Source organism: Lactococcus sp. FSL K6-0773 (genome assembly GCF_038006485.1).
GTDB lineage: Bacteria > Bacillota > Bacilli > Lactobacillales > Streptococcaceae > Lactococcus > Lactococcus lactis.
Genome location: NZ_JBBOVF010000001.1, coordinates 753,304 through 775,825, shown reverse-complemented (window position 1 = coordinate 775,825; position 22,522 = coordinate 753,304). Strand labels below are relative to the sequence as shown.

General features: G+C 34.0%; 24 protein-coding genes and 1 riboswitch. Of the genes, 23 read left to right on the top strand and 1 reads right to left on the bottom strand.

Annotation, left to right across the window (positions count from 1 at the left end):
• The first annotated feature begins 4 nt into the window (after positions 1–4).
• The 20 genes from MHB61_RS03745 (at position 5) to radC (ending at position 18,053) form a co-directional block, all read left to right on the top strand.
• Positions 5–556, top strand: coding sequence for a hypothetical protein (locus MHB61_RS03745; RefSeq protein ID WP_023164044.1), 552 nt, complete (start codon positions 5–7; stop codon positions 554–556).
• 112 nt (positions 557–668) lie between these two features.
• Positions 669–1,331, top strand: coding sequence for a hypothetical protein (locus MHB61_RS03740; protein ID WP_137016166.1), 663 nt, complete (start codon positions 669–671; stop codon positions 1,329–1,331).
• Between the two features lie 49 nt (positions 1,332–1,380).
• Positions 1,381–1,992: a hypothetical protein gene (locus tag MHB61_RS03735; protein WP_003130986.1), complete on the top strand. Its 612-nt coding sequence runs from the start codon at positions 1,381–1,383 to the stop codon at positions 1,990–1,992.
• A gap of 349 nt (positions 1,993–2,341) precedes the next feature.
• Positions 2,342–2,665, top strand: a complete 324-nt coding sequence (locus MHB61_RS03730; RefSeq protein ID WP_249351742.1) for a hypothetical protein — start codon at positions 2,342–2,344, stop codon at positions 2,663–2,665.
• Positions 2,666–2,683: 18 nt separating this feature from the next.
• A complete protein-coding gene (locus tag MHB61_RS03725) occupies positions 2,684–3,106 on the top strand; it encodes a hypothetical protein (RefSeq protein WP_223203847.1) in 423 nt (140 codons plus the stop codon).
• Positions 3,107–3,338: 232 nt separating this feature from the next.
• A riboswitch (FMN riboswitch) is annotated at positions 3,339–3,455 on the top strand.
• A gap of 182 nt (positions 3,456–3,637) precedes the next feature.
• Positions 3,638–4,726, top strand: coding sequence for a bifunctional diaminohydroxyphosphoribosylaminopyrimidine deaminase/5-amino-6-(5-phosphoribosylamino)uracil reductase RibD (ribD, locus tag MHB61_RS03720; RefSeq protein ID WP_023189371.1), 1,089 nt, complete (start codon positions 3,638–3,640; stop codon positions 4,724–4,726).
• Positions 4,726–5,376 (top strand): riboflavin synthase, encoded by a 651-nt coding sequence (locus MHB61_RS03715; RefSeq protein ID WP_003130990.1) that lies wholly within the window; start codon positions 4,726–4,728, stop codon positions 5,374–5,376. Before ribD ends, MHB61_RS03715 begins: the two co-directional genes overlap by 1 nt.
• 8 nt (positions 5,377–5,384) lie before the next feature.
• The gene (locus tag MHB61_RS03710) at positions 5,385–6,581 is read left to right on the top strand and encodes a bifunctional 3,4-dihydroxy-2-butanone-4-phosphate synthase/GTP cyclohydrolase II (RefSeq protein ID WP_003130992.1); all 1,197 of its coding nucleotides are present in this window, start codon (positions 5,385–5,387) and stop codon (positions 6,579–6,581) included.
• A gap of 27 nt (positions 6,582–6,608) precedes the next feature.
• Positions 6,609–7,073, top strand: coding sequence for a 6,7-dimethyl-8-ribityllumazine synthase (ribH, locus tag MHB61_RS03705; protein ID WP_003130993.1), 465 nt, complete (start codon positions 6,609–6,611; stop codon positions 7,071–7,073).
• A gap of 102 nt (positions 7,074–7,175) precedes the next feature.
• Complete coding sequence (lspA, locus tag MHB61_RS03700) at positions 7,176–7,628, top strand: signal peptidase II (protein WP_003130994.1); 453 nt, start codon at positions 7,176–7,178, stop codon at positions 7,626–7,628.
• A 60-nt stretch (positions 7,629–7,688) separates the two neighbouring features.
• The gene (locus MHB61_RS03695; protein ID WP_003130995.1) at positions 7,689–8,594 is read left to right on the top strand and encodes an RluA family pseudouridine synthase; all 906 of its coding nucleotides are present in this window, start codon (positions 7,689–7,691) and stop codon (positions 8,592–8,594) included.
• Positions 8,595–8,740: 146 nt separating this feature from the next.
• Complete coding sequence (locus MHB61_RS03690) at positions 8,741–9,184, top strand: divergent PAP2 family protein (RefSeq protein ID WP_003130996.1); 444 nt, start codon at positions 8,741–8,743, stop codon at positions 9,182–9,184.
• A 139-nt stretch (positions 9,185–9,323) separates the two neighbouring features.
• Entirely contained in the window at positions 9,324–10,946 is a 1,623-nt protein-coding gene (locus tag MHB61_RS03685) for a glycosyltransferase family 39 protein (RefSeq protein WP_032398531.1), read from the top strand.
• Positions 10,947–10,948: 2 nt separating this feature from the next.
• Positions 10,949–11,905, top strand: a complete 957-nt coding sequence (locus tag MHB61_RS03680; RefSeq protein WP_014570525.1) for a glycosyltransferase family 2 protein — start codon at positions 10,949–10,951, stop codon at positions 11,903–11,905.
• A gap of 125 nt (positions 11,906–12,030) precedes the next feature.
• Positions 12,031–12,717: a response regulator transcription factor gene (locus MHB61_RS03675; RefSeq protein ID WP_003131888.1), complete on the top strand. Its 687-nt coding sequence runs from the start codon at positions 12,031–12,033 to the stop codon at positions 12,715–12,717.
• Positions 12,718–12,736: 19 nt separating this feature from the next.
• On the top strand, positions 12,737–13,252 hold the full coding sequence (locus MHB61_RS03670; protein ID WP_003131889.1) for a DUF2127 domain-containing protein: 516 nt from the start codon (positions 12,737–12,739) through the stop codon (positions 13,250–13,252).
• 3 nt (positions 13,253–13,255) lie between these two features.
• Positions 13,256–14,581, top strand: coding sequence for a sensor histidine kinase (locus MHB61_RS03665; protein ID WP_003131891.1), 1,326 nt, complete (start codon positions 13,256–13,258; stop codon positions 14,579–14,581).
• Positions 14,582–14,587: 6 nt separating this feature from the next.
• Positions 14,588–15,244 (top strand): phosphatase PAP2 family protein, encoded by a 657-nt coding sequence (locus MHB61_RS03660; protein WP_003131894.1) that lies wholly within the window; start codon positions 14,588–14,590, stop codon positions 15,242–15,244.
• A gap of 180 nt (positions 15,245–15,424) precedes the next feature.
• Entirely contained in the window at positions 15,425–17,242 is a 1,818-nt protein-coding gene (gene glmS / locus MHB61_RS03655; protein WP_010905678.1) for a glutamine--fructose-6-phosphate transaminase (isomerizing), read from the top strand.
• A gap of 130 nt (positions 17,243–17,372) precedes the next feature.
• Positions 17,373–18,053 carry a RadC family protein gene (gene radC / locus MHB61_RS03650; RefSeq protein WP_003131898.1) on the top strand — a complete coding sequence of 227 codons (681 nt, stop codon included), beginning with the start codon at positions 17,373–17,375 and terminating at the stop codon, positions 18,051–18,053.
• A gap of 87 nt (positions 18,054–18,140) precedes the next feature.
• Here radC and MHB61_RS03645 read toward each other — a convergent pair whose 3' ends face one another.
• The gene (locus MHB61_RS03645; RefSeq protein WP_021464703.1) at positions 18,141–18,791 is read right to left on the bottom strand and encodes a redox-sensing transcriptional repressor Rex; all 651 of its coding nucleotides are present in this window, start codon (positions 18,789–18,791) and stop codon (positions 18,141–18,143) included.
• Positions 18,792–19,015: 224 nt separating this feature from the next.
• On the opposite strand from MHB61_RS03645, the gene MHB61_RS03640 reads away from it, so the two are divergent.
• The 3 genes from MHB61_RS03640 (at position 19,016) to MHB61_RS03630 (ending at position 22,482) form a co-directional block, all read left to right on the top strand.
• Complete coding sequence (locus MHB61_RS03640) at positions 19,016–19,408, top strand: Spx/MgsR family RNA polymerase-binding regulatory protein (RefSeq protein WP_003132739.1); 393 nt, start codon at positions 19,016–19,018, stop codon at positions 19,406–19,408.
• 177 nt (positions 19,409–19,585) lie between these two features.
• Entirely contained in the window at positions 19,586–21,493 is a 1,908-nt protein-coding gene (locus MHB61_RS03635) for an ABC-F family ATP-binding cassette domain-containing protein (RefSeq protein WP_003132741.1), read from the top strand.
• A 188-nt stretch (positions 21,494–21,681) separates the two neighbouring features.
• Positions 21,682–22,482 (top strand): hypothetical protein, encoded by an 801-nt coding sequence (locus tag MHB61_RS03630; protein ID WP_010905736.1) that lies wholly within the window; start codon positions 21,682–21,684, stop codon positions 22,480–22,482.
• Positions 22,483–22,522: the final 40 nt, after the last annotated feature.

Genomic DNA, 22,522 nt, shown 5'->3' with positions numbered 1-22,522 from the left:
GAAAATGGTTCAAGAGCCTATGGTAAAAATAAAAAAGAAGCGTAAAGTTCTAATTATTACGTTTAGCGTTTGTTTCACCGTGAATTTATCCTTGGTTGTGCTATTCCAAGGATGGGTGAATCTTGGAAAATATTCTGTTTATTATGCCCAGCATTTGCCTCATAAGGTAGGGACGAACCGTGTGATGGTTGCGGTATTTAATAATCTGGATGCCATATACATTCCGAATGCTAACTACAATGTTCCATTTGGAGGAGTGCGAGTGAAAACTAGCGAGGGGGATATTGAATATCGCTTTGAAGGATTAAAAATTAATGATATTTCGGTTTTCAAGAAAGGAGAATTATCTTTTAGTTTAAAACCTGAGGCAGGTGGTCTCGATTTAATTGACTTTGTAACTCCATATACATACAATTTTAATTCAAAGGGTGAATTTATTTCTGTGACTTATTCTGAAGAAACGACACCTAAGACAATAAAACCTACGCTACAATATATCATCATTGTTAAAGAAAAATTGAATGAAATGTACGGTTTTATTGTTTCTCATCGGTAAGCACCAAAAATAAATTTGCAGTGGATATATAATTTATTCAATTATTGGAGGTTTAATTCATGAATACAGTAAAAAAAGTTGCTAAATCAGTTGGTAATTGGTTTAAGAGTCTATGGTAAGACGTAAAAAGATTGTATTATTTTTGGTTTTCCCACTTGTTTTACTTATTTTATTATTATGGACCTTTCTTTCAATAGAGAAGAATCTCCACGCTTACTCTATTTATTATGCTCAACATGTCCCACATAGAACTGGTACTGACCCTGTTATGTGTGCGGTAATAGATAACTTGGATAATATTTATATTCCGGAACTAAATAAAAAAAGCCATGTGGAGAGGTGGAGAGATGTAGTAAATTTTGTAAGTAATAAAAAGGGCGATATTACATATGATTTTATACAAACTGTAATAAATGTTGAGTTATCCAAAACTGCTCAACTTTCTGTCGGCTTGCCTCAGTATAATCCTATTGGACCTAAGGTAAAGTACCAAATAATTTACTCTACTGGAAAGGCTGGAACAAGTTTTTATAACTTTGAACACTCTGAAAGTCAATGTCTATCTTTTGACTTTTCTGGGAGATTGATGTACATATCAAACTTAGATAACAAAGGATTTTATAATTTAAGGAAAAAAACAACAGATTTGAGTTTAAAAAATATAGAAAATTGGAAAAGGGATGCTTATTCAATTATCGTTAAAAAAAGGAAAGTTCCGTCGATAAAGCTTCAATTTCTTTATAACTGGTTGAATTATAAGAGGTTTAATTCATGAATACAGTAAAAAAAGTTGCTAAATCAGTTGGTAATTGGTTTAAAAATCTATGGTGAAAAAAAGAAAAGGGAGGTTTTTAAAAGTATTTTTGTCTATCATCATTTTTATTGTTTTTGTATTATTAATTAGTGGATATGGATACCGAAATTTAAGGGTTTATTCAATATATTATGCACAAAATATTCCTCATAAGTCAGGAACAGACCCTGTTATGTGTGCAGTTATCTTTAATTTATCAAGCGTCTATCTTCCACATGCGGATTTGAGCACAGAAATAGACAGATTCAAAGATAATCAACATTGGGTTCAGTCATATAATAGGTATTTCACATACAATTTTTCTCAATTTGATATAGAATATCACAGGGCAAATCAAGATTTTGTGAGTTTCAGTTGGTATTTTTTTGAGAATACATATAATTTAGTCATTTCTGATAAAAACGATAATATTTACAGGGCCTATGAATTTAATCGTTCGGGTAGATTGTTATCAATTGATATAGGAGATAAGAGTCGAACGATTCCTACAAATAAGGATAAAGAGATTTTATCCTATTGGAAAAATAAACTTTATGGTGATATCGTTCAAAAGAGAAAAAAGCCAATAATCAATCTTCAGTGGCTCTATAATCGGTTAAATTATAAGAGGTTTAATTCATGAGTATGGTGAAAAAAAGAAGAGGTAAGTTTAGAAAAGTATTTTTGCCTATCCTAATATTTATTGTTTCTGTATTAATCATTATTGGATACGGGCACCATAATTTTAGGGTCTATTCAATTTATTATGCGCAGAATATTCCTCATAAATCAGGGACAGCCCCTGTTATGTGCGCCGTAATAGATAATCTGAATAGTATTTATATTCCTAACCTTAATGAAAAAAGTCGTTATGATAATTGGAGAGATGTAGTGAACACTGTAAGTGATAGGACAGGTGTGATTGAATATGATTTTGTGAACAATAGTATTCTGATAGGAAAAACTTTTAGGATTTAGAGGGGATATCTCCTTTGAATCAGGATAAATTTATCTCAGGTATAAATATGTATACAAGAAAGAAAATTGGATACGTTTTAAATTTCAATATCACAAAAAATAAATTAATAAAAGAATATAAGGTCTATTATAGTAATCAAGGGAGATTTGAAAAAATATTCATTATTGAAAATAACACCGAAAAAGGATTTAGTGTCACGGAGTATAAAAATAATTTAGCAACGATATCCAAACTTCAACAAAAATTATATGGTTCAATTATTCAAAAAAGCCAAGTTCCGTTGATAAATCTTCAAATGCTTTATAACTGGCTGAATTATAAGAGATTTAATTCATGAGAACAAAGGATGAAAATGATGAACAAAAATACACAGAAAACAGATACTACTCCGAAAAAGAAAAGAATTTTGCCATGGTTAATTCCTTTGATTGTGGGGATGATATTTTTATCTCTTGTGATTACCCTTTTTAGTGTTTCCAAAGTAGCGAAAATTTATCATCAGGTAGAAAAACAAGAGTTACTAGACGAGGTAACTCACACGATAAATAATGGGAAAAAGCAACTTGTAACTTCTCAAGGTTCAAATCCATTTTATATAGATATTAAAGCAAGTGAAAGTTGCACAGATACCATTGTTGTAACTTTGATAGTCGAAAATGATTATGTTTCTTATGTCAAAAATGATATGCCTATGATAAAAAAATGGATAATAGAGGGAATGGAGAGTGCAGAAGGAATAAAACTTACAAAATCAGAACATCATGGGTTAAAGAGATGAATTTTAAAATGAGATTTGTTTTAAAGGACAAGACAGGAAAAATTCTTGGGGGCTTTGATTATAAAATTAAATAATATTTAACTATAGTGGACTTTAATAAAGTAGGGTGATGTTCGCTTGTACTATCTGTCTGTGAACTTTTAATGTTTGATTTTAATTTGTTAACTTAAAGAATACGTTTTTATTTCTTGACAATCTTTAAATTTAAATGCTATACTTTAGCTACAATTGAATAAATCTTCAGGGCAGGGTGTAATTCCCTACCGGCGGTATAGCCCGCGAGCTGCTTGCAGCATGATTCGGTGAAACTCCGAGGCCGACAGTATAGTCTGGATGAAAGAAGATAATAAAACCATAATACTCTAGTCAGTATTATGTCTATTTAGCCTAAAACTCTGGAGTGAATTGATACAATTCACTCCATTTTTGGTTTTTTGAGCTGCTTTTTTGCTCAAAAAAAAATAGAAAATTTATCAAAAGACCCTGAAATTTTATTTTAGGGTCTTATTTTTTATTAGAAAGGATGAATAGATGAAAAAAGACGAATACTACATGGATTTAGCAATTGTACTTGCAAAAAAAGGAGGTGGTAATGTCAACCCTAACCCTCAAGTAGGAGCCCTTATTGTCAAAGAAGGGAGAATTATTGGTCAAGGTTATCATGAAAAATATGGGAAAGCTCACGCGGAAATCAATGCTTTTAAGGATTGTAACGAATCTCCCGAAGGAGCCACGCTTTATGTGACCTTAGAGCCTTGTGCGCATCAGGGAAAACAACCCCCTTGTTTTGAAGCGATTATAAAAAATGGAATTAAGCGTGTTGTTATCGGGCATTTAGACCCCAATCCCTTGGTTTCAGGAAAAGGAATTAAAGCAATGAGAGAAGCTGGAATTGAAGTTTCTCTCAATGTTTTAGAAAAAGAATGTGAAGAATTAAATAAAATTTTCTTTTATTATGTTAGTCAAGGGCTTCCCTATGTCATGATGAAGTATGCAATGACTTTAGACGGAAAAATTGCGACATCAGCAGGTCAATCAAAATGGATTACAGGTGAAATTGCAAGACAGAAAGTACATCAAGACCGTTCACGTTTTATGGCAATTATGATTGGTGTTGAAACGCTTATTTTAGATGATCCACAACTCTCTGTCAGGTTGGAAAATGGAAAAAATCCGATAAGAATCATTTGTGATACTCATTTAAGAAGTCCTTTGGCTTCCAAGATTGTTTCCACAGCTACTGAAATTCCAACGATTATTGCTACAGCTGAGTCTGACCCCGAAAAACAAGCTCCCTTTCTTAAAGCGGGTTGTGAAATTATCTTAGTTTCTTGCCTAGAAGGAAGATTGAATTTGAAAGAATTGACCAAAAAGTTAGGAGAAAAGGGGATTGACAGTATCATCTTGGAAGGTGGAGGAACATTAAATGCTTCGGCATTAAAAGCAGGGATAGTCCAAAAAGTTCAAACTTATATTGCCCTTAAAATATTTGGTGGAAAAGAAGCACCAAGTCCAGTTGAAGGACATGGAATCGAGCAACCCAATCAAGCCTATCTCCTAGAAGGGGCTCAAATAACCTATCTAGGAGAAGATATTTTATTAGAAAGTGAGCTTCTTTAATGTTTACAGGAATAATTGAAGAATTAGGGGAAGTGAGTCGCCTGCAAAAAAGAGAAAAATCCTTCAAAATTAGTATCCGTGCTTCCTTGATTTTAGAGGATATGAAACTTGGAGATTCTATTTCAACAAATGGTTTATGCCTGACCGTTTCTGAATTTAATCAAAAAGAATTTACGGCTGATATTATGCCTGAAAGTCTAAATCGCTCAAATCTTGGGACCTTAAATGTGGGTGCCAAAGTTAACTTAGAACGAGCGATGCCATTAAATGGCCGATTTGGTGGGCATATTGTGTCAGGGCATATTGATGGAGTTGGCCAGATTTTAGAAGTAAAAAAAGAAGAAAATGCCATCTGGTTTGAAATCAAAACGAGCTTAAATTTAATGAGATACACCGTCGAAAAAGGCTCGATTACGATTGATGGGATTAGTCTTACAGTTGCTCAGGTTAAGTCGAAATCTTTTAGTGTTTCCATTATTCCACATACGCTCAAAGAAACGATAATGGCAGATAAAAAAGTGGGTGATACTGTTAATTTAGAAAATGATATTTTGGGGAAATATATAGAAAAATTATGGGGCGATAGTAGTTCTTCGATGAAAGAATCTTCAGTAACTAAAGAAAAGCTATTTAACAACGGATTTTTATAGGAGATAAAATGTTCCAATATAATAAAGTAGAAGAAGCACTTGCTGCACTTAAAGCAGGGGAAATGATTATCGTTAGTGACGATGAAAATAGAGAAAATGAGGGCGACCTTATCTGTGCGGCCGAATTTATCAGTCCAGAAATAATTAATTTTATGGTAAGTGAGGCCAAAGGATTGATATGCGCACCACTCAGTGAAACTTATGCTAAGAATTTACAATTAGAAGCAATGGTAGAGAAAAATACAGATAATCATGGAACAGCTTTTACAGTTTCGGTTGATCATATTGAAACTAGCACAGGAATTTCGGCTTTTGAACGGGCCTTAACCATAAAAAAACTTGTTGATGCCGAGAGTTTACCAAGTGATTTTCGTAGACCAGGTCATGTATTTCCACTTATTGCCAAGAAAAATGGTCTTTTTGAGCGAAATGGTCATACTGAGGCTACGGTTGACTTGTTGCGTCTGGCTGGTTTAAAAGAAGTAGGTGTCTGCGTTGAAATAATGGACGAAGATGGAACAATGATGCATAAGGAGAAACTGAAGGAAAAAGCGCAAGAGTGGGGCTTGAAATATATCACAATTAAAGCTATTCAAGAGTATCTTAAGCAAAATGAACTACAAGTAGAACAGGTGACTAGAGCTAAACTACCGACGAAATATGGTATGTTTGATATTTTAGGATTTGTCAATAAAATAAATGGTGAGCACCATGTTGCTTTAGTTAAAGGAGATATTGGTGACGGTCAAGCTATTCTTTGCCGCGTTCACTCAGAATGCTTAACTAGTGATGCTTTTGGTTCTTTGAAATGTGACTGCGGTGGACAATTAGAAGAAGCATTAAAAAAAATAAATGATGAGGGGCGTGGCGTGCTTTTATATCTTCGACAAGAAGGACGTGGAATTGGTTTGATTAATAAACTTCGTGCCTACTCACTTCAAGATGAAGGACTTGATACGGTTGAAGCTAATTTAGCTTTGGGGTTTGAAGAAGATGAGCGAGAATATTCTATTGGAGCACAAATTTTAAAAATAATTGGGGTGAAATCATTGAAATTAATGACTAATAATCCGCAAAAGATTAATGATTTTCAAAAATATGGTCTAGTAGTTGAAGAAAGAGTAGCTCTCCAAATCAAAGATAACCCCTTTGACCTTGATTATTTAAAAGTAAAACAAAATAAAATGGGACATTTGTTTGACTAAAGTAAAATAGAAAGTAAGGATAGAAATATGACAATTATTGAAGGAAATTTAAGAACAGAGAATGCAAAATATGGGATTGTAGTTGCTCGATTTAATGAATTTATCAATGCAAAACTTTTGTCAGGAGCATTAGATGCACTCAAAAGACATGGAGTCCAGGAAGAAGAAATTGATATAGCATGGGTTCCAGGTGCATTTGAAATTCCCATTATTGCCCAAAAAATGGCGACTTCCAATAAATATGAAGCAATTATATGTTTAGGGACTGTCATCAGAGGCTCAACTTCTCATTATGATTTTGTTTGTAATGAAGTTTCTAAGGGGATTGCTCATGTTTCCTTAAACTCTAATATTCCGGTCATGTTTGGTGTACTAACAACTGAAAATATAGAACAAGCCATTGAGCGTGCAGGCACAAAAGCTGGAAATAAAGGTTTTGAAGTAGCGGTTGGAGCAATTGAAATGGTTGATTTAATGAGAAAGATTGGCTAATTTATCTATAAGTGCATTTATTTAAATGCGCTTTTTATTTTGAAATAGGATAAAAACTGTTCTAGCGAGCTATCAGATTGCGAAATATGCTATAATTAAAGCATGAAAAAACTACTGTCACTTGTTATTATCGTTGTCGGAATTGTTGCTGACCAAATTTTTAAAAATTGGATTGTTGCTAATATTCAGCTTGGAGATACAGAAAAAATTTGGCCTAATGTTCTTAGTTTAACTTATATCAAAAATGATGGAGCAGCTTGGTCTTCATTTTCAGGTCAACAATGGTTTTTCCTTATCTTAACACCGATCGTCTTAGTTGTTGCCCTTTGGTTTTTATGGAAAAAAATGGCACAAAACTGGTATTTTATTGGATTAACTTTAATTATTGCGGGTGCTTTGGGAAATTTTATTGACCGAATTCGTCAAGGATTTGTTGTTGATATGTTCCAAACTGAATTTATTAATTTTCCAATTTTTAATATTGCGGATATCTTATTATCTGTTGGTTTTGTTCTTCTTTTCATTGCAATTTTGACAGACAAAGAAACAAAATAAATTGATTAAAAAATCACTGACAGAAAGTTTTATTTAACATTTATAAAAAGGAAAACACACTTGCCTATCATAAAAATTAACGAAGAAAACAAAGGCTTACGTCTTGACAAGGCGCTTGCCAATCAAACAGAATACTCACGGAGCTTACTGACAGAACTTATCAAAAATGATAAAGTATTTGTTAACAGTGAAGCAAAAAAAGCAAAGTATAAAGTAAAAGTAGGGGACAGGATTGAATTTGAAGTTCCGGAAGCGGAAGTTCTTGATATTGTTGCTGAAGATTTGCCACTAGAAATCATTTATGAAGATTCAGATGTTGCAGTAGTAAATAAACCTCAAGGAATGGTAGTTCATCCTGCAGCCGGTCATGCTTCAGGGACATTGGTTAATGCAATCATGTATCATATCAAAGATCTTTCAAGCATTAATGGTGTAATTCGTCCAGGAATTGTGCATCGTATTGATAAGGATACGAGTGGTCTTTTGATGATTGCCAAAAATGATAAAGCACACGAAAGTTTGGCAGCACAATTAAAAGATAAGACTAGCAAACGTCGTTATTTAGCGATTGTCCACGGTGAAATTGCTAATGATAAAGGAACCATTGAAGCGCCAATTGGTCGTAATCTTAAAGATCGCAAAAAACAAGCCGTAGTTTCTGGCGGAAAACCAGCCGTGACTCATTTTGAGGTTTTAGAACGATTTTATGGCTATACTTTGATTGCATTACGCTTGGAAACTGGGCGTACACATCAGATTCGTGTACATATGAATTACATTGGTCATCCTGTGGCTGGTGATCCACTCTATGGGCCAAATAAAACATTGACACCTAATAAAGGGCAATTTTTGCATGCTGAAACATTAGGTTTTGACCATCCAACAACTGGTGAGTTTATGGAATTCCAAGTTGATGCTCCTGAGATATTCAATGAACAATTAGAAAAGCTTAGAGAACAAGTTTAAACTTGTTTTTTTTGTATTTAAAAAAGAACTATATTTACTGACAGACTTTCTGTATTTGTCAGCAAATCAGACATCAATAAAAGATAGATGATGTATAATAGAGTTACTGATAGTTAGTAGGTTTTTATTAGTAAAAGGAGACTATTATGAACTTTTTTAATCAGATTTTTCATAATCAAATTTTAATGACAGCCATTGTGAGTTGGGCTCTGGCTCAGTTAATTAAAATAATTATCGAACTTATTCGGACACATCGTATTAATTGGCAATTAATTTTTGCAACAGGTGGAATGCCCAGCTCTCATAGTTCATTGGTTGTTGCTTTGGCAACGGCTACTGGATTGAGACAAGGATTTGATTCATCGCTTTTTGCTATTGCTACTGTTTTAGCCTTCGTTGTTTTATATGATGCCCAAGGTATTAGAAGACAGGCAGGAAATCAAGCCAGAATTATTAATCGAATGTTACAAAATGTCGAAAATGCCGGAATCAAAGTAGATAAAAATTTAAAAGAATTATTGGGGCATACACCAATTCAAGTGATGGGTGGAACAATTTTAGGAATAATAGTTGCTTTAGTAATGAATTAAGAAAAAATTCTGTTGCAATCAGAGTCGTAAGCGTTAACTATAGTGTAGTTTATAAATGCGAAGTAAAAAATGAGAAATTATCATCTAAAAATTAAGGTTATTGTAAGAAACAAAAGCCAAGCTATGGTAAAATGGTAATATGAATAATATAGTATTTATTAAGTATAAAAAAGGATTCTGTCTTGCATTAATGATAGGAATCTTTCTTTTAATTAACGGGATTGCTATTTCTTTGACGCAAGTGTGGAACGCAGATCACATCATTGCGCTTTTGTTAGGAAATATTCTTTTAATAGCAGCCTATTTTTATTTTGTTGGAATTTATAAATTATCGAAAAAACTTTTTGACTCGAAGAATAAAAATGAAACTACTGACAAGTCTGTCAGTAAAATTGAGTTACTTACAGACTTGTCAGTAACAAAATATTATCGAATAAGCTTTTGGTTAGTAGCTTTGTTAACTTTTATCTTGCCGTTTCTTTTTATGATTCATGTGCCTGATAGTAAGCATGCTTGGGACTATTTCGTTATATTTAATTCTACGACAGAACTCCATGGTCAATCTTTTGGACTGTTACCTGAAACTGCTTCGCGTTTAGGATATTTTCTTCGTTATCCAAATAATCAATTTTTAGGGATTTTATTTAATCAAGTTTTCTCACCATTTGCAGGAAGTGTTGAACTAAAAATGTGGGTTGTGACAGCAGTGTCTGCACTGTTGACAAGTCTCGGAGTTTTAGCTGGAACCTTAAGTGTTAAGGCTTTGAGCGGGAAAAGACATGCGCTCTTATACAATGTTTGTGCTCTCGGGTTCTTACCTTTTTACGTTTATGGTGCACAACTCTATAGTGATACGATTACACTTCCTTTTGTATCCTTTAGTTTGTTGTTCTTTATATATGCCATTAAATCACAAAAAATAACTCAACAAGTTCTATGGTATTTTTTGGCAACAGTATTGGCAGTTATAGGTTATGAATTTAAGCCAACAGTGTTAATTGTGCTTATTGCTGTTTTGATTTTCCTTGGACTTAATAAAAAATGGAAACAACTTTTGCTTTTACTCCCAATGTTTGCTATTTTATTTGTTGGGGGACATTTCATGGTTAAAGCAACTATTGCGACCGAGCCAGCTTTTTCTCAAGAGGCTAATGAACGTCGTAATCTTCCGATGATGCACTGGATTGCTATGTCTTGGTCGCCAACTAATAAAACGGGTGGATTCAATAAGAAAGTGAGGCTTTATTCTGAATCTTTCCCAACTTATGAAGCGAAAAAAGAGGCTGATAAACAACTCTTCATAGACAATCTTAAGAAGATGGGACCTGTCGGAGTTGTGCGACAAATTGGACGTAAGTTGGCCTATACTTGGTTATATGGTGATTTGAACAGTTCGTTTTATACTTATCATCATGAAAATAAATTTATTAATCGTTACTTTGATTATTTATCAGGAACCTCATTTTCTTTGGATGGCCCTGGTAATATAACAGGTTGGTTTATGCTAAAGGCTGTTCAAACCCTTTATTGGATTGGCCTAGTTGTTTTACTGTGGCGTCAAATCTGGCGAATTTTAATCAGCAAGAGAAATTGGTCAAATCCCTGGTTTATTCCAGCTTTGGCCTTTGTTGGATTGAGTTTTTTCCTTATTCTATGGGAAACAAATTCACGTTACCTTTATCAATTTGCCCCTGTTATGATTGCTTTAGCAAGTTTAGGTTTAATAGATAAGCAGTTTAAAAAGAAAAAAATTAAGGAGTGAATATGACTAAGATTCTTTATATGGTCGTGCCATGTTACAATGAAGAACTGGTACTTGATGAAACTTCCGAACGTCTCAAGGCTAAATATGAACAATTGATTTCAAATAATATTATTAGTCCAAAAAGTAGAGTTGTCTATGTTAATGATGGCTCAAAAGATAAGACTTGGGAAAAAATTCAAGAAAAACATAATGAAAATCCGATGTTTAGTGGGATTAATCTCTCGAGAAATCGAGGACATCAAAATGCTTTGCTCGCTGGTTTAATGACCGTGAGAAATTTAGCAGATTGCGTTATTTCAATGGATGCAGATTTGCAAGATGATATTAATGCAATTGATGAAATGCTTGAAAAATTTGAAAATGAGAACTGTGATATCGTTTATGGTGTACGGGATAATCGGGACACTGATACAGTTTTCAAAAGAAGAACTGCTGGAGCTTTTTATAAATTAATGCAAGGTTTGGGGAGCCAAAGTGTTCCTAATCATGCTGATTTTCGTTTAATGAGTCGCCGTGCCCTTGACGGTTTAGCTCAATTTCCTGAACAAAATCTCTTCTTAAGAGGAATGGTTCCTTTGGTTGGCTATAAATCTGATATCGTTTATTATACACGTGGAGAACGTTTTGCCGGTGAAAGTAAGTATCCTTTGAAAAAAATGATTAGTTTTGCGCTGGATGGAATTACTTCAACATCAGCTGCACCGATGCGTTTGATTTTTTGGATTGGTTTAATTTGGTTTTTGCTAGCTATTGTAGGAGCAATTTATATTATTGCTCGCCATTTTATTAATGGTTCTGACGTTGCAGGTTGGGCTTCGACAATGCTGGCTATTGTTGGATTTGGTGGGGCTAATCTATTAGCTCTAGGTGTAATTGGTGAATATATCGGAAAAATCTTCTTGGAAGTTAAACAACGTCCTCGTTATTTGATTGAAGACTTCATTAACGAAGATTAAAAATGATAAATTATCATTAATTATTCAGAAAAACCGTATGGTTTTTTTGTTTTATGCTTGTTATAATGAGCAAGTAAATAAAAATTTTTGATTACATTTGCAATTAAAGAAAGGCGAGGTGCCAAATGAGCTACCATGTTTTGATTGTTGAAGACGAGCCGAGTCTCTCTGATTATGTCAAAAAAGAGTTGATTTTTGAAGATTATCAAGTTTCAACCGCTTTTGATGGCCTTTCTGCTTTGGAAATATTTGAAACTGCTAAGCCTGCTATTGATGTTGTTTTGCTTGATTGGATGATTCCAAAATTAGATGGCTTGACAGTGTTACGTCGAATGAAAAAAATTCAGCCTGATACACCAATTATCTTCTTGACAGCGTGTGATTATATTGGAGATAAAGTCGCCGGTCTTGATGCGGGAGCAGATGATTATATTACTAAACCTTTTGAAATTGAGGAGCTATTGGCTCGGCTGAGGTTGATTTTTAGGAAATGGTCAAATTCTTCTTCCAAGGTCTATGAACTTGATTACTTAAAAGTTGATTTAAGTGCTCATACAACAGAAGTGGCTGGTAAAACAGTCAATTTGACCCAAAGAGAATTTTCTTTGTTAAGCTATTTTTTAGAACATCGTGGTATAGTGGTAAGTCGAGCAGATATTTTGGATGATGTATGGGGCATGGATTTTGACGGTCAGGAAAATACCGTGGATGCTTATGTTCGCTACCTTCGTGCTAAAATTGATTTGCCAAATCATAAATCTCTCATTGAAACCGTTCGTGGTATAGGTTATCGTTTAAATAACGAAAACTGAGAGAGGAAAAGAGGTAGCCATGAATAAAGTGAAAAATAAAGAAGAATTATTAGATGTTAGTTTTAACACAATGCTTCTGGGTAAAAGTATTTTTGCTTTTGTTGAATTTATATCAGGTTTACTTTTAATCTTTGTTCCACTTGATTTAATTAAAGCAACTATTCACCATCTTGCACTGGCTATTTCTCTAAGCCCGTTCTCTACGATGATTACAAATGCAGGAGAAAGGCTGACCAATGATGCTACTTTATTTGCTATTGTATATTTACTTTTACATGGTGCACTAAAGTTGGTGACGTTGGCTCTGCTCTGGAAAAAGATTCTATGGTCATACCCCTTATCAATATTACTTTTAGTTGGTTTTATTCTTTATCAAATCTTTGAATTTTTTAATCATGGGTCAATTTCAATGCTCGTTTTATGTGCGGTTGACGTATTGATGATTATTTTAACCTTATTAGAATACCGTAAGTTAAAAGCACATATTTCAAAAGAGGGCTCATACTCTTCCTTAAAAAATAGTAAAGTAAATTAGCGAATGAAAGAAATAGAATCAAAAACAAGTGCCAAAATTATTACCGATACTTTTGTCCGTATTTTCTTAATTTTTAGTCTGTTGATTACAATCATTGTTTCCGGAATTGTTGCATTTACAAGTTTACAAATCCGTAAGAGTGAGGGAGCGGCACTTTTAAATTCCGTTCAAACGGCAGCAACTAATGGGCAAGTGAATTGGGATGAATTTAAACTTGATAGTGAAAAAGACGAAAAAGCTACATTTGTTCGACTGACAAGTCCTTCAGGTCAAAGAGAAGAGAGTCAAGGAACAACAAATTTTTTAAAATCACGAAAATCTTGGGGAAATTTTAGTCTATTAAGAGATGATATCTTTTTATATAGTTCAAAAACTTCTAAAAATGGAACCAAAGCCGAATTATGGTTGAATATAAATGTTGTAGTTAAATCGATGATTAGAGCTATATTAGTTATTATTGCTGTCATGATTTTCCTCTTTTTCCTTGCTTTGATTTTAATTCAAAAAGCAGCCAGAACGATTAGTCAGCCTTTGACAGATATTGTGGTGGCAACTGATGGAAAGGATGTTAAACAAGTTCCTGTCAGTAAAAATCCTCTTGAAGTTCATCAGTTAAGTCAAAGTTTCAATCGTTTGCTCAATCGACTGAATCAAAAAATTGAAAATGAGCAACAATTTGTCTCGGATGCTTCACATGAGCTAAGAACGCCAGTTGCTGCAATTCGCGGACATGTGAATTTACTCAAAAGACGTTGGCATGAACATCCGGAAATTGTTGATGAGTCACTTTCTTATATTGATGAAGAATCAATGAGAATGAAAGTTTTAATCGAAAATTTACTGACCATTTCTAGAGGAAATCATTTAGAAATAAAAAAAGAAAGAATTAACTTAAGTAAATTTACTGACAAAGTGGTCAGTGAAATTCAACTCGCGCTAAGACAAAAAATAAACTTTGATATCCAAACAGATTTATTTGTCAGCATGGATAAAATGGCGCTATACAAAATTATTATTATCTTTCTTGAAAATGCTGGAAAATATTCACCTTCCAACTCAGAAATTACAATAAATATTACTTTGGAAAATCATCAAGTTGATTTTCAGGTTGCTGACGAAGGTATTGGCGTTCCAGAAGAAGAAAAAGATAATATTTTTGAACGATTTTATCGAATTGATAAATCTCGTTCAAGTGAAATTCCTGGAACAGGACTTGGTTTAGCAATTGCGAAGGAATATGCACAATTGAATGATGCCAAAGTCTTTGTTTCAAATAATTCTCCGAAAGGGTCAACTTTTCATCTCCTAATGGAGTCTATAGAAAACTAATTAATTATGAATAAAAAAATCTATTATATTTCGGGTGCTATTACCACCCTTGCCTTTTTAATTTTAGCGCTCTTTGTTAAAATTGATTTTACTCATGGTCCATTTCCTTTTGATCGACCAATTCAAACTTGGGCTTTTCATTTACAAAGCTCTTCAGGACTCACTTACTTTTTCTCTCATATGACAAATATTTTTGGAGATAAAGGTGGAATAATTGTCGCAGTTCTACTTGCTTTGGTTTTATATCTTCTCTTTAAACAGAAAGAAGCGACAATCTGGTTTGCGGCAACAGTTGTTTTAAGCCTTGCTTTAAATACTGTTATTAAAGTAATTATTGGTCGAGAACGTCCTGATATTCATCGGTTAGCGGCTTTTGCAAATGAAGCTGGGAAAAGTTTTCCAAGCGGACATTCCATTTTTGCAACAATTATTTTTGGAAGTATTTTCTTTATCTGTCTAGGAAAACTTAAAAATCGTTCTTCTAAAATTTTATTAGGCATTTTATGTATTATATTAATTGCATTAATAATGTTTTCAAGAATTTTTGTAGGGGTACATTATCCAAGTGATACAATCGGCGGATTTCTCGAAGGAATTAGTATTCTATTACTTACTTACCCCACATATATTAAGTATCAAGAAAAATCTAAAAAAACCAATTGATATCAATTGGTTTTTATTAACGTCGAAAATAAATTATACCAATTATCGTCTTTTTGAGTTTTATTAGAAGTTTTATACTTGACAATGATAAATAAGTGTAATATAATGCTATTTATAAATAAATATTAGAAAAATAATTAACTATACCAATTTTAAGGGTGAGTTAAATGGAGCTTTATTATGTGTGGGATTGTTGGTGTTGTAGGTAGTAAAAATGCAACTGATATTTTGATGCAAGGACTAGAAAAACTTGAATATCGTGGTTATGATTCAGCAGGTATTTTTGTAAATGGTCAAGAAACAGCAGCAAAATTAGTTAAATCTGTCGGACGTATTGCAGACTTAAGAGGAAAGTTAGGGATTGATGTTTCAGGAACAGCCGGCATTGGTCACACACGTTGGGCTACTCATGGTAAACCAACGGAAGACAATGCTCATCCACATACTTCAACATCAGGTCGCTTTATTTTAGTACATAATGGTGTGATTGAAAATTTTGTTGAACTTAAAAACGAATTTTTGATGAATGATACTTTTAAAGGACAAACCGATACTGAAATTGCGGTTCATTTAATTGCTAAATTTGCTGAAGAAGAAGGACTATCAACACTTGAAGCATTCAAAAAAGCTCTAAGCTTAATTCAAGGTTCTTATGCCTTTGCTCTTATGGATAGCGAAGATGCAGAAGTGATTTATGTTGCCAAAAATAAATCACCATTATTAATCGGCCTTGGCGAAGGCTACAACATGGTCTGCTCAGATGCTATGGCGATGATTCGTGAAACGTCTGAATTTATGGAAATTCACGATAAAGAGCTTGTTGTGTTAACAAAAGATAATGTTACAGTTATGGATTACGAAGGTAATGTACTTTCACGTGAGTCATACACAGCTGAACTTGATTTATCTGACATTGGAAAAGGAACTTATCCTTTCTACATGCTCAAAGAAATTGATGAGCAACCCGCAGTTATGCGTAAACTCATTGCGACTTATGCAAATGAAGATGGAACAATGAAAGTCGATCAAGACATTATCAAAGGAATTCAAGAGGCTGATCGTATTTATATTATTGCCGCCGGAACGTCTTATCATGCAGGTTTTGGGGCAAAAATGATGCTTGAATCTTTGACAAATACACCGGTTGAACTTGGTCTTGCTTCAGAATGGGGCTATGATATGCCTTTGCTGAGCCAAAAACCATTCTTTATTTTCCTTTCACAGTCTGGTGAAACGGCTGACAGCCGTCAGGTTTTAGTAAAAGTAAATGAATTAGGACTTCCAAGCTTAACAGTTACAAATGTTCCCGGTTCTACTTTGTCACGCGAAGCAACTTATACAATGTTAATCGGTGCTGGACCAGAAATTGCAGTTGCTTCAACCAAAGCATATACAGGACAAATTGCAACTTTGGCTTTTCTTGCAAAGGCAGTTGGTGAGGCTGAAGGGGAAGTTAAAGCAAAAGAATTTGATTTAGTTAAAGAATTGTCTTTAGTTGCTCAATCAATTGAAGCCACTTTATCTGAAAAGGATGAAATTGCAGCAATTGTAGCTGACTTATTGCCAACTACTCGCAATGCCTTCTATATTGGTCGAAAACAAGATTATTATGTAGCAATGGAAGCTTCTCTCAAATTAAAAGAAATTTCTTATATTCAATGTGAAGGATTTGCTGCTGGAGAATTAAAACATGGAACGATTTCATTGATTGAAAAAGGAACTCCAGTACTTGCTTTAATTTCTAATAATGAAGAAGTAGCAGCTCATACTCGTGGAAATGTAATGGAAACAGTGGCTCGTGGAGCCTCAGCTATCACAATTGTTGAAGAAGGAGTGGCTCGTGAAGATGATACAATTGTTGTCAACCAAGTTCATCCTTATTTGTCAGCAATTTCAATGGTTATTCCAACACAATTAATTGCTTATTATGCGTCAATGCAGCGTGGACTTGATGTTGATAAACCACGTAACTTAGCTAAAGCAGTAACAGTTGAATAAAAGTTACTGACAGAAATCTCTGTCAGTAAAATGATAACTAAAAATAAAAAGTTCTGAGATTCATCAGAACTTTTTTGGTTAATTAATCTTTTGTCAGTGACAAAGGCCAGATTTTTCCGTATATAATAGTATGTATGAACTAAAAGAAAATCCGTATCCGATGCAACCTAGGGAACGCTTAGAATTTTTAGGAGAAGAGTGCTTGTCTGATGTTGAGCTGTTAGCGATATTATTGCGAACAGGGACAAAAAAATACTCATCATTAAATTTGGCCTTGGAAATTCTTCAACATTTTGAAACTTTGGATAATTTGCGCAAAGCTTCGATTAATGAACTCAGAGAAATTTCAGGCATTGGACTGGCAAAATCCATTGAAATTCGAGCAATGATTGAATTTGGAAAAAGGATACAAACCACTAATAGAAAACGTTACGGTCAAGTTTTGAGTTCCAGAGAATATGGCTTGAGTCTTGCTTTTGAAATGCAAAATTTTGAGCAAGAGCATCTTGTGGCGACTTATTTAGATGGTCAAAATCGAATTATTGAAAAAAAGACAATTTTTATAGGGGCGGTTAATCAGGCAACTGCAAGCCCTAGAGAGATTCTTTATCATGCAATAAAAAATCTCTCAGTAGGACTGTTAGTTGCACATAATCATCCCTCAGGAAATTTAAAACCAAGTCAAGCTGATAAAATATTTACTACCAAAATAAAAAAATCTTGCGAGGATGTGGGGATCAATTTTATTGATCATATTATTGTAGGGGCTGGTAATTATTTTAGCTTTCGGGAAGAAGAGATCAGAAAATGAAGGATTATATAACAAACAATCACTTCTCAACTATAAAGCAAAGAAAAAGAACAGTCAATAAAAACTGTTCTTTTATTTTGTACTAATTTAGTTTTCTTGAGCTCCCATGAAAAATAGTAGTGTTTGCAGCTCCTTAGTTAAGTCAATTGATTGAACAACCACATCTGAAGGGACTTTCAAACGAATTGGGGCAAAGTTTAGGAAACCTTTGATACCAGCTTTGACTAGAGTGTCAACAACTTCTTGGGCATTTTCTTTGCGAACAGAGAGAATTGCTGTTTTGATATCCGATTTTTTAACATTTTTTTCTAAATCAGAAATATTATAAATTGGAATTCCATCATCTGTTTGTGTTCCAACTAAGGGATTGCCAGAAATATCATAGGCTTGCGTGATTCTCATTTTGTTTCTATCTTGGAATTGATAATGAAGTAATGCACGACCGAGATTTCCGACACCAATCAGAGCGATATGCGTTTCTTGGTCTTGGCCAAGAAGTTCTCCAAAGAAATCACGGAGCACTTTCGTTTCATAGCCGTATCCACGTCGGCCTAATTCGCCAAATAAAGAGAAATCTCGGCGAATTGTGGCAGCATCTACTCCAATTTTTTCTGAAATAAGTTGTGAGTTTGTGCGTGTCACATTTTCTTCGACAAGACTTTTGAACAGTCGATAGTACTGTGGCAGTCGTTTAGCAGTTGCTTTAGGCAAGCTTTTGCTTGGTTTATGATCAGTCATTGTTATACCTCAAAAATTTAATTCGATTTTATTAAAACTAATTAATATTTAGTTTCTTTGTGATAATTTTATCAAAAATTTGTGAAATTATCAAACAAAAGGAATGGAACATTCGTAAAAAATGAGAAATTGATTACAATTCTAAAAAAATATTTATTTTCCCCTTTTAATTAAGGCGCTTTCATGTTAGAATAGAAATATGAAAAAATAGATAGGGAGAAAATATGATTAAAATTTATCTTAGTGGTTCATGTTCATCTTGTAGAAAAGCTAAAAAATGGTTACGTAAACATCACATTGAATTTGAAGAAATTAATTTATCAAAAGATTTTATGGAAAAAGATGATTTAATCAAAATTTTATCCTTGACTGAAAACGGATTTGAGGATATAATTGCGACCCGAGGGAAAACATACGCATCTTTAAATTATAATTTCGATGAATTAGGACTAGAAAAAGCTTTTGGATTAATTCAGGAAAATCCACGTCTTCTAAAACGACCATTAATTTTTGACGAGGACTGTCTATTGATTGGTTTTAACGAGGATGGAATCAGAGCGTTTATTCCACCAGAAGTTAGGAGAATTGAATTGCGTGAAAGATTAATTTTAGTCTAATATTAATTTTATTTTTAGCTTATCAGATCTGGTAAGCTTTTTAATTTTAAGAATTTGGAAGAACTACAAAAAGCTTGCCTTAAATGCTATAATAGAAGGACTGCTTTTCTATCATATGAAAAGGAAAAACGAAGTATTAAAAATATGCTTTGAGATTTAACGAAGAGGATAAATATCATGATTTTACTGCAAGGGAATGGAATTGCACGCACTTTTGGTGGCGATGTTTTATTTGAAAATATCAATTTTAGTTTACAAGACCATTCAAGAATTGCCCTAGTTGGCCGAAATGGAGCTGGTAAGTCAACCTTGCTTAAAATTATTGCTGGAGTTGAAGAAGCGAGTCGCGGAACTGTATCCAAGACCAAAGATTTGACAATGAATTATTTAGCGCAAGATACTGGGCTGAATTCCTCAAGGACAATATTTGCCGAAATGCTCTCTGTTTTTGATTCGCTTCGCCAAATGGAAAAACAATTGCGCCAGATGGAATTGCAAATGGGAGAACTTGCTGGGGATGAATTGACAGCTTTGATGAAACGTTACGATGCTTTATCAGAAGAATTTCGGATGAAAAATGGATTTACTTATGAATCTGAAATTAAGTCTGTCTTAAATGGTTTTCGTTTTGATGATGCAATGTGGGAAAGAGAAATTTCAAGTTTATCAGGGGGACAAAAAACACGTTTGGCTCTTGCTAAGATGTTGCTTGAAAGACCACAACTTTTGATTTTGGATGAACCAACTAACCACTTGGATATTGAAACTTTAGCTTGGCTTGAAAATTACCTTAAAAATTACGAAGGTAGTTTATTAATTGTCAGTCATGACCGCTACTTTTTGGATAAAGTGGTTAATGAAGTCTTAGAATTATCTAGAGGAGAATTGACTCGTTTTTCTGGAAATTATTCTCGCTATGTTGAACAAAGAGAGCAAAAACTCTTGTTAGAACTCAAAAATTTTGAAAAACAACAAAAAGAAATTGCTAAATTAGAGGACTATGTTGCCAGAAATTTAGTTCGGGCTTCGACGACTAAAATGGCGCAATCGCGTCGTAAAAAGTTGGAGAAAATGGAGCGTTTAGACGCACCAACAAGTGATGATAAATCGGCCAATGTTACTTTTACTCCTGAAAAAACGTCTGGAAATGTTGTTTTAACCGTTTCAGAAGCAACGGTAGGTTATGAAGATAATCGTCTCTCTGGTCCGATTAACATTGACGAGCGTAAAGGTGAGTCCCTTGCTATTGTTGGACCAAATGGAGTAGGTAAGACAACATTGATTAAGTCAATTGTTGGACAGATTCCATTTTTAGCAGGTCAAGCAAAATTGGGTGCCAATGTTACTTTGGGATATTATGACCAAGAACAAGGAAGATTGACAGCTTCCAATACTGTCTTAGACGAATTATGGAATGAGCATCGCTTACTTAATGAAGTTGAAATTCGCAATATGCTTGGAGCTTTTCTTTTTAGTGGAGATGATGTAAAGAAAACGGTTGGGATGCTTTCTGGTGGTGAAAAAGCCCGTCTTTTACTTGCTAAATTAGCAATGGATCACGATAACTTTTTAGTTTTAGATGAACCAACAAATCACTTGGATATTGATTCACGTGAGGTCTTGGAGAATGCTTTGATTGATTTTCCAGGAACAATCTTGTTTGTTTCTCATGACCGCTATTTCATCAATAGAGTAGCTACCAAAGTTTTAGAAATTGCTCCCGAAGGAAGTACAGAATTTTTGGGAGATTATGATTATTATGTCGAGAAAAAAGAAGAAGTACAAGCTGAGAGTAATTCTTCAGAAAATGGGGAGCCGATAGAAAGTTTAGCTCAACAAGATTTTACAGCTCAGAAAGAAGCTCAAAAGAATCGACGTAAAGTAGAGCGCGAAATCAAGGCTTGTGAAGAGAAACTAGCCGATTTGGAAGCAAAAATTGCAGCTCTATTATTGGAAATGCAAGAAAATACCGCTGATTTTGTTAAATTAGGAGAATTACAAGCTGAAATTGACCTCTTTAATGATGAAAAAGATGAGATAGAAATGACTCTTTTGGAAGCGATGGAAGAATTGGAAAATTTGTAAGTGTTGTGAAGAGAATTTAGTGTAAATATGCTAAAACGCGAAGCTTGAAAGCTTTGCGTTTTTTTATCAAAAAAATTCCGAGATTTCGGAAAAAGTCTTTTCGGACATTTTGATTTGATATAATCAGTTTAGAAAATGATTCATGAATAATGAGTGTCGCTCACTCAAATCAAGAAAGGAGAATTCTTATGTTAAATTTAAAATCAAAGGTATTGATTTCGAGCAGTTTGCTGCAGTTGATCGGTATTGGCTGGAGCACGAGAAGATTATTTGAAAAAACACCACAAGTTTCTAGTAAACCGACAATAAATTTGACAATTTCAAATTACTCAGAATTAAATCGGTCGGATAACCAAAACATTCAAGTTCTTGCGAATGTTGACAAAAAGCAAGCTACATCAGCTTTTGACAAAGCAGCTGGACGAAGGGACACAGACACCCAGGTTCAAAAATCAAGCAACGAAAAAGTGACGACAGTTTCGGAAAAGAATAATGGGGTAGTTGTTGCAGTTGAAACAACCAACACAAATACTAATGAAAGCAACACCTTAGTTAATGAAGGCAATAAATTGATTTTAACCAAGACCGTTTATAACACGGTAAGCAAAAAGTATGACACCAAAGTTGCGGAAGTCCCTTTAGGAGTTGGAAACTCAAACATCCAAATAGTGAAAGTAACCTATGGCTCATGGAAATACACGAATATTGCGATTGGGAAGAGTGCATTAGCTTTTACCCTGGATTGGGTAGGCCCTCAAGCCGTAGTCAGCAAGCTTGCGACTATTTTTAGAGTTAGTGCTAAAGTAGCCAACGGTTTTATTGCGGGACTCGCTTTGAATACGGCAGGTTTTGGGGATAGAATTGCAAACTACTTAGATAAAAATCATAATGGTTGGATTGGCCTGTATCAACGTTGGAAAAAGGATACTTCCTTCAAAAACGGGTTAGTCGCTCAAAATATCACATATACAGAATGGAAAACAGAATGATATGGAAAAAAAACACCTTATTACATCTCTATTCGGGATT

Excerpts from the sequence above, each read along its gene's own strand:
- MHB61_RS03665 (WP_003131891.1), top strand. The coding sequence starts at position 13,256 with ATGAAAGAAATAGAATCAAAAACAAGTGCCAAAATTATTACCGATACT.
- MHB61_RS03710 (WP_003130992.1), top strand. The coding sequence starts at position 5,385 with ATGTTCCAATATAATAAAGTAGAAGAAGCACTTGCTGCACTTAAAGCA.
- MHB61_RS03640 (WP_003132739.1), top strand. The coding sequence starts at position 19,016 with ATGATTAAAATTTATCTTAGTGGTTCATGTTCATCTTGTAGAAAAGCT.
- MHB61_RS03715 (WP_003130990.1), top strand. The coding sequence starts at position 4,726 with ATGTTTACAGGAATAATTGAAGAATTAGGGGAAGTGAGTCGCCTGCAA.
- MHB61_RS03745 (WP_023164044.1), top strand. The coding sequence starts at position 5 with ATGGTTCAAGAGCCTATGGTAAAAATAAAAAAGAAGCGTAAAGTTCTA.
- MHB61_RS03635 (WP_003132741.1), top strand. The coding sequence starts at position 19,586 with ATGATTTTACTGCAAGGGAATGGAATTGCACGCACTTTTGGTGGCGAT.
- MHB61_RS03685 (WP_032398531.1), top strand. The coding sequence starts at position 9,324 with ATGAATAATATAGTATTTATTAAGTATAAAAAAGGATTCTGTCTTGCA.
- MHB61_RS03740 (WP_137016166.1), top strand. The coding sequence starts at position 669 with ATGGTAAGACGTAAAAAGATTGTATTATTTTTGGTTTTCCCACTTGTT.
- lspA (WP_003130994.1), top strand. The coding sequence starts at position 7,176 with ATGAAAAAACTACTGTCACTTGTTATTATCGTTGTCGGAATTGTTGCT.
- ribD (WP_023189371.1), top strand. The coding sequence starts at position 3,638 with ATGAAAAAAGACGAATACTACATGGATTTAGCAATTGTACTTGCAAAA.
- MHB61_RS03725 (WP_223203847.1), top strand. The coding sequence starts at position 2,684 with ATGAACAAAAATACACAGAAAACAGATACTACTCCGAAAAAGAAAAGA.
- MHB61_RS03630 (WP_010905736.1), top strand. The coding sequence starts at position 21,682 with ATGTTAAATTTAAAATCAAAGGTATTGATTTCGAGCAGTTTGCTGCAG.
- MHB61_RS03660 (WP_003131894.1), top strand. The coding sequence starts at position 14,588 with ATGAATAAAAAAATCTATTATATTTCGGGTGCTATTACCACCCTTGCC.
- MHB61_RS03735 (WP_003130986.1), top strand. The coding sequence starts at position 1,381 with ATGGTGAAAAAAAGAAAAGGGAGGTTTTTAAAAGTATTTTTGTCTATC.
- radC (WP_003131898.1), top strand. The coding sequence starts at position 17,373 with ATGTATGAACTAAAAGAAAATCCGTATCCGATGCAACCTAGGGAACGC.
- MHB61_RS03680 (WP_014570525.1), top strand. The coding sequence starts at position 10,949 with ATGACTAAGATTCTTTATATGGTCGTGCCATGTTACAATGAAGAACTG.
- ribH (WP_003130993.1), top strand. The coding sequence starts at position 6,609 with ATGACAATTATTGAAGGAAATTTAAGAACAGAGAATGCAAAATATGGG.
- MHB61_RS03675 (WP_003131888.1), top strand. The coding sequence starts at position 12,031 with ATGAGCTACCATGTTTTGATTGTTGAAGACGAGCCGAGTCTCTCTGAT.
- glmS (WP_010905678.1), top strand. The coding sequence starts at position 15,425 with ATGTGTGGGATTGTTGGTGTTGTAGGTAGTAAAAATGCAACTGATATT.
- MHB61_RS03690 (WP_003130996.1), top strand. The coding sequence starts at position 8,741 with ATGAACTTTTTTAATCAGATTTTTCATAATCAAATTTTAATGACAGCC.
- MHB61_RS03645 (WP_021464703.1), bottom strand. The coding sequence starts at position 18,791 with ATGACTGATCATAAACCAAGCAAAAGCTTGCCTAAAGCAACTGCTAAA.
- MHB61_RS03670 (WP_003131889.1), top strand. The coding sequence starts at position 12,737 with ATGAATAAAGTGAAAAATAAAGAAGAATTATTAGATGTTAGTTTTAAC.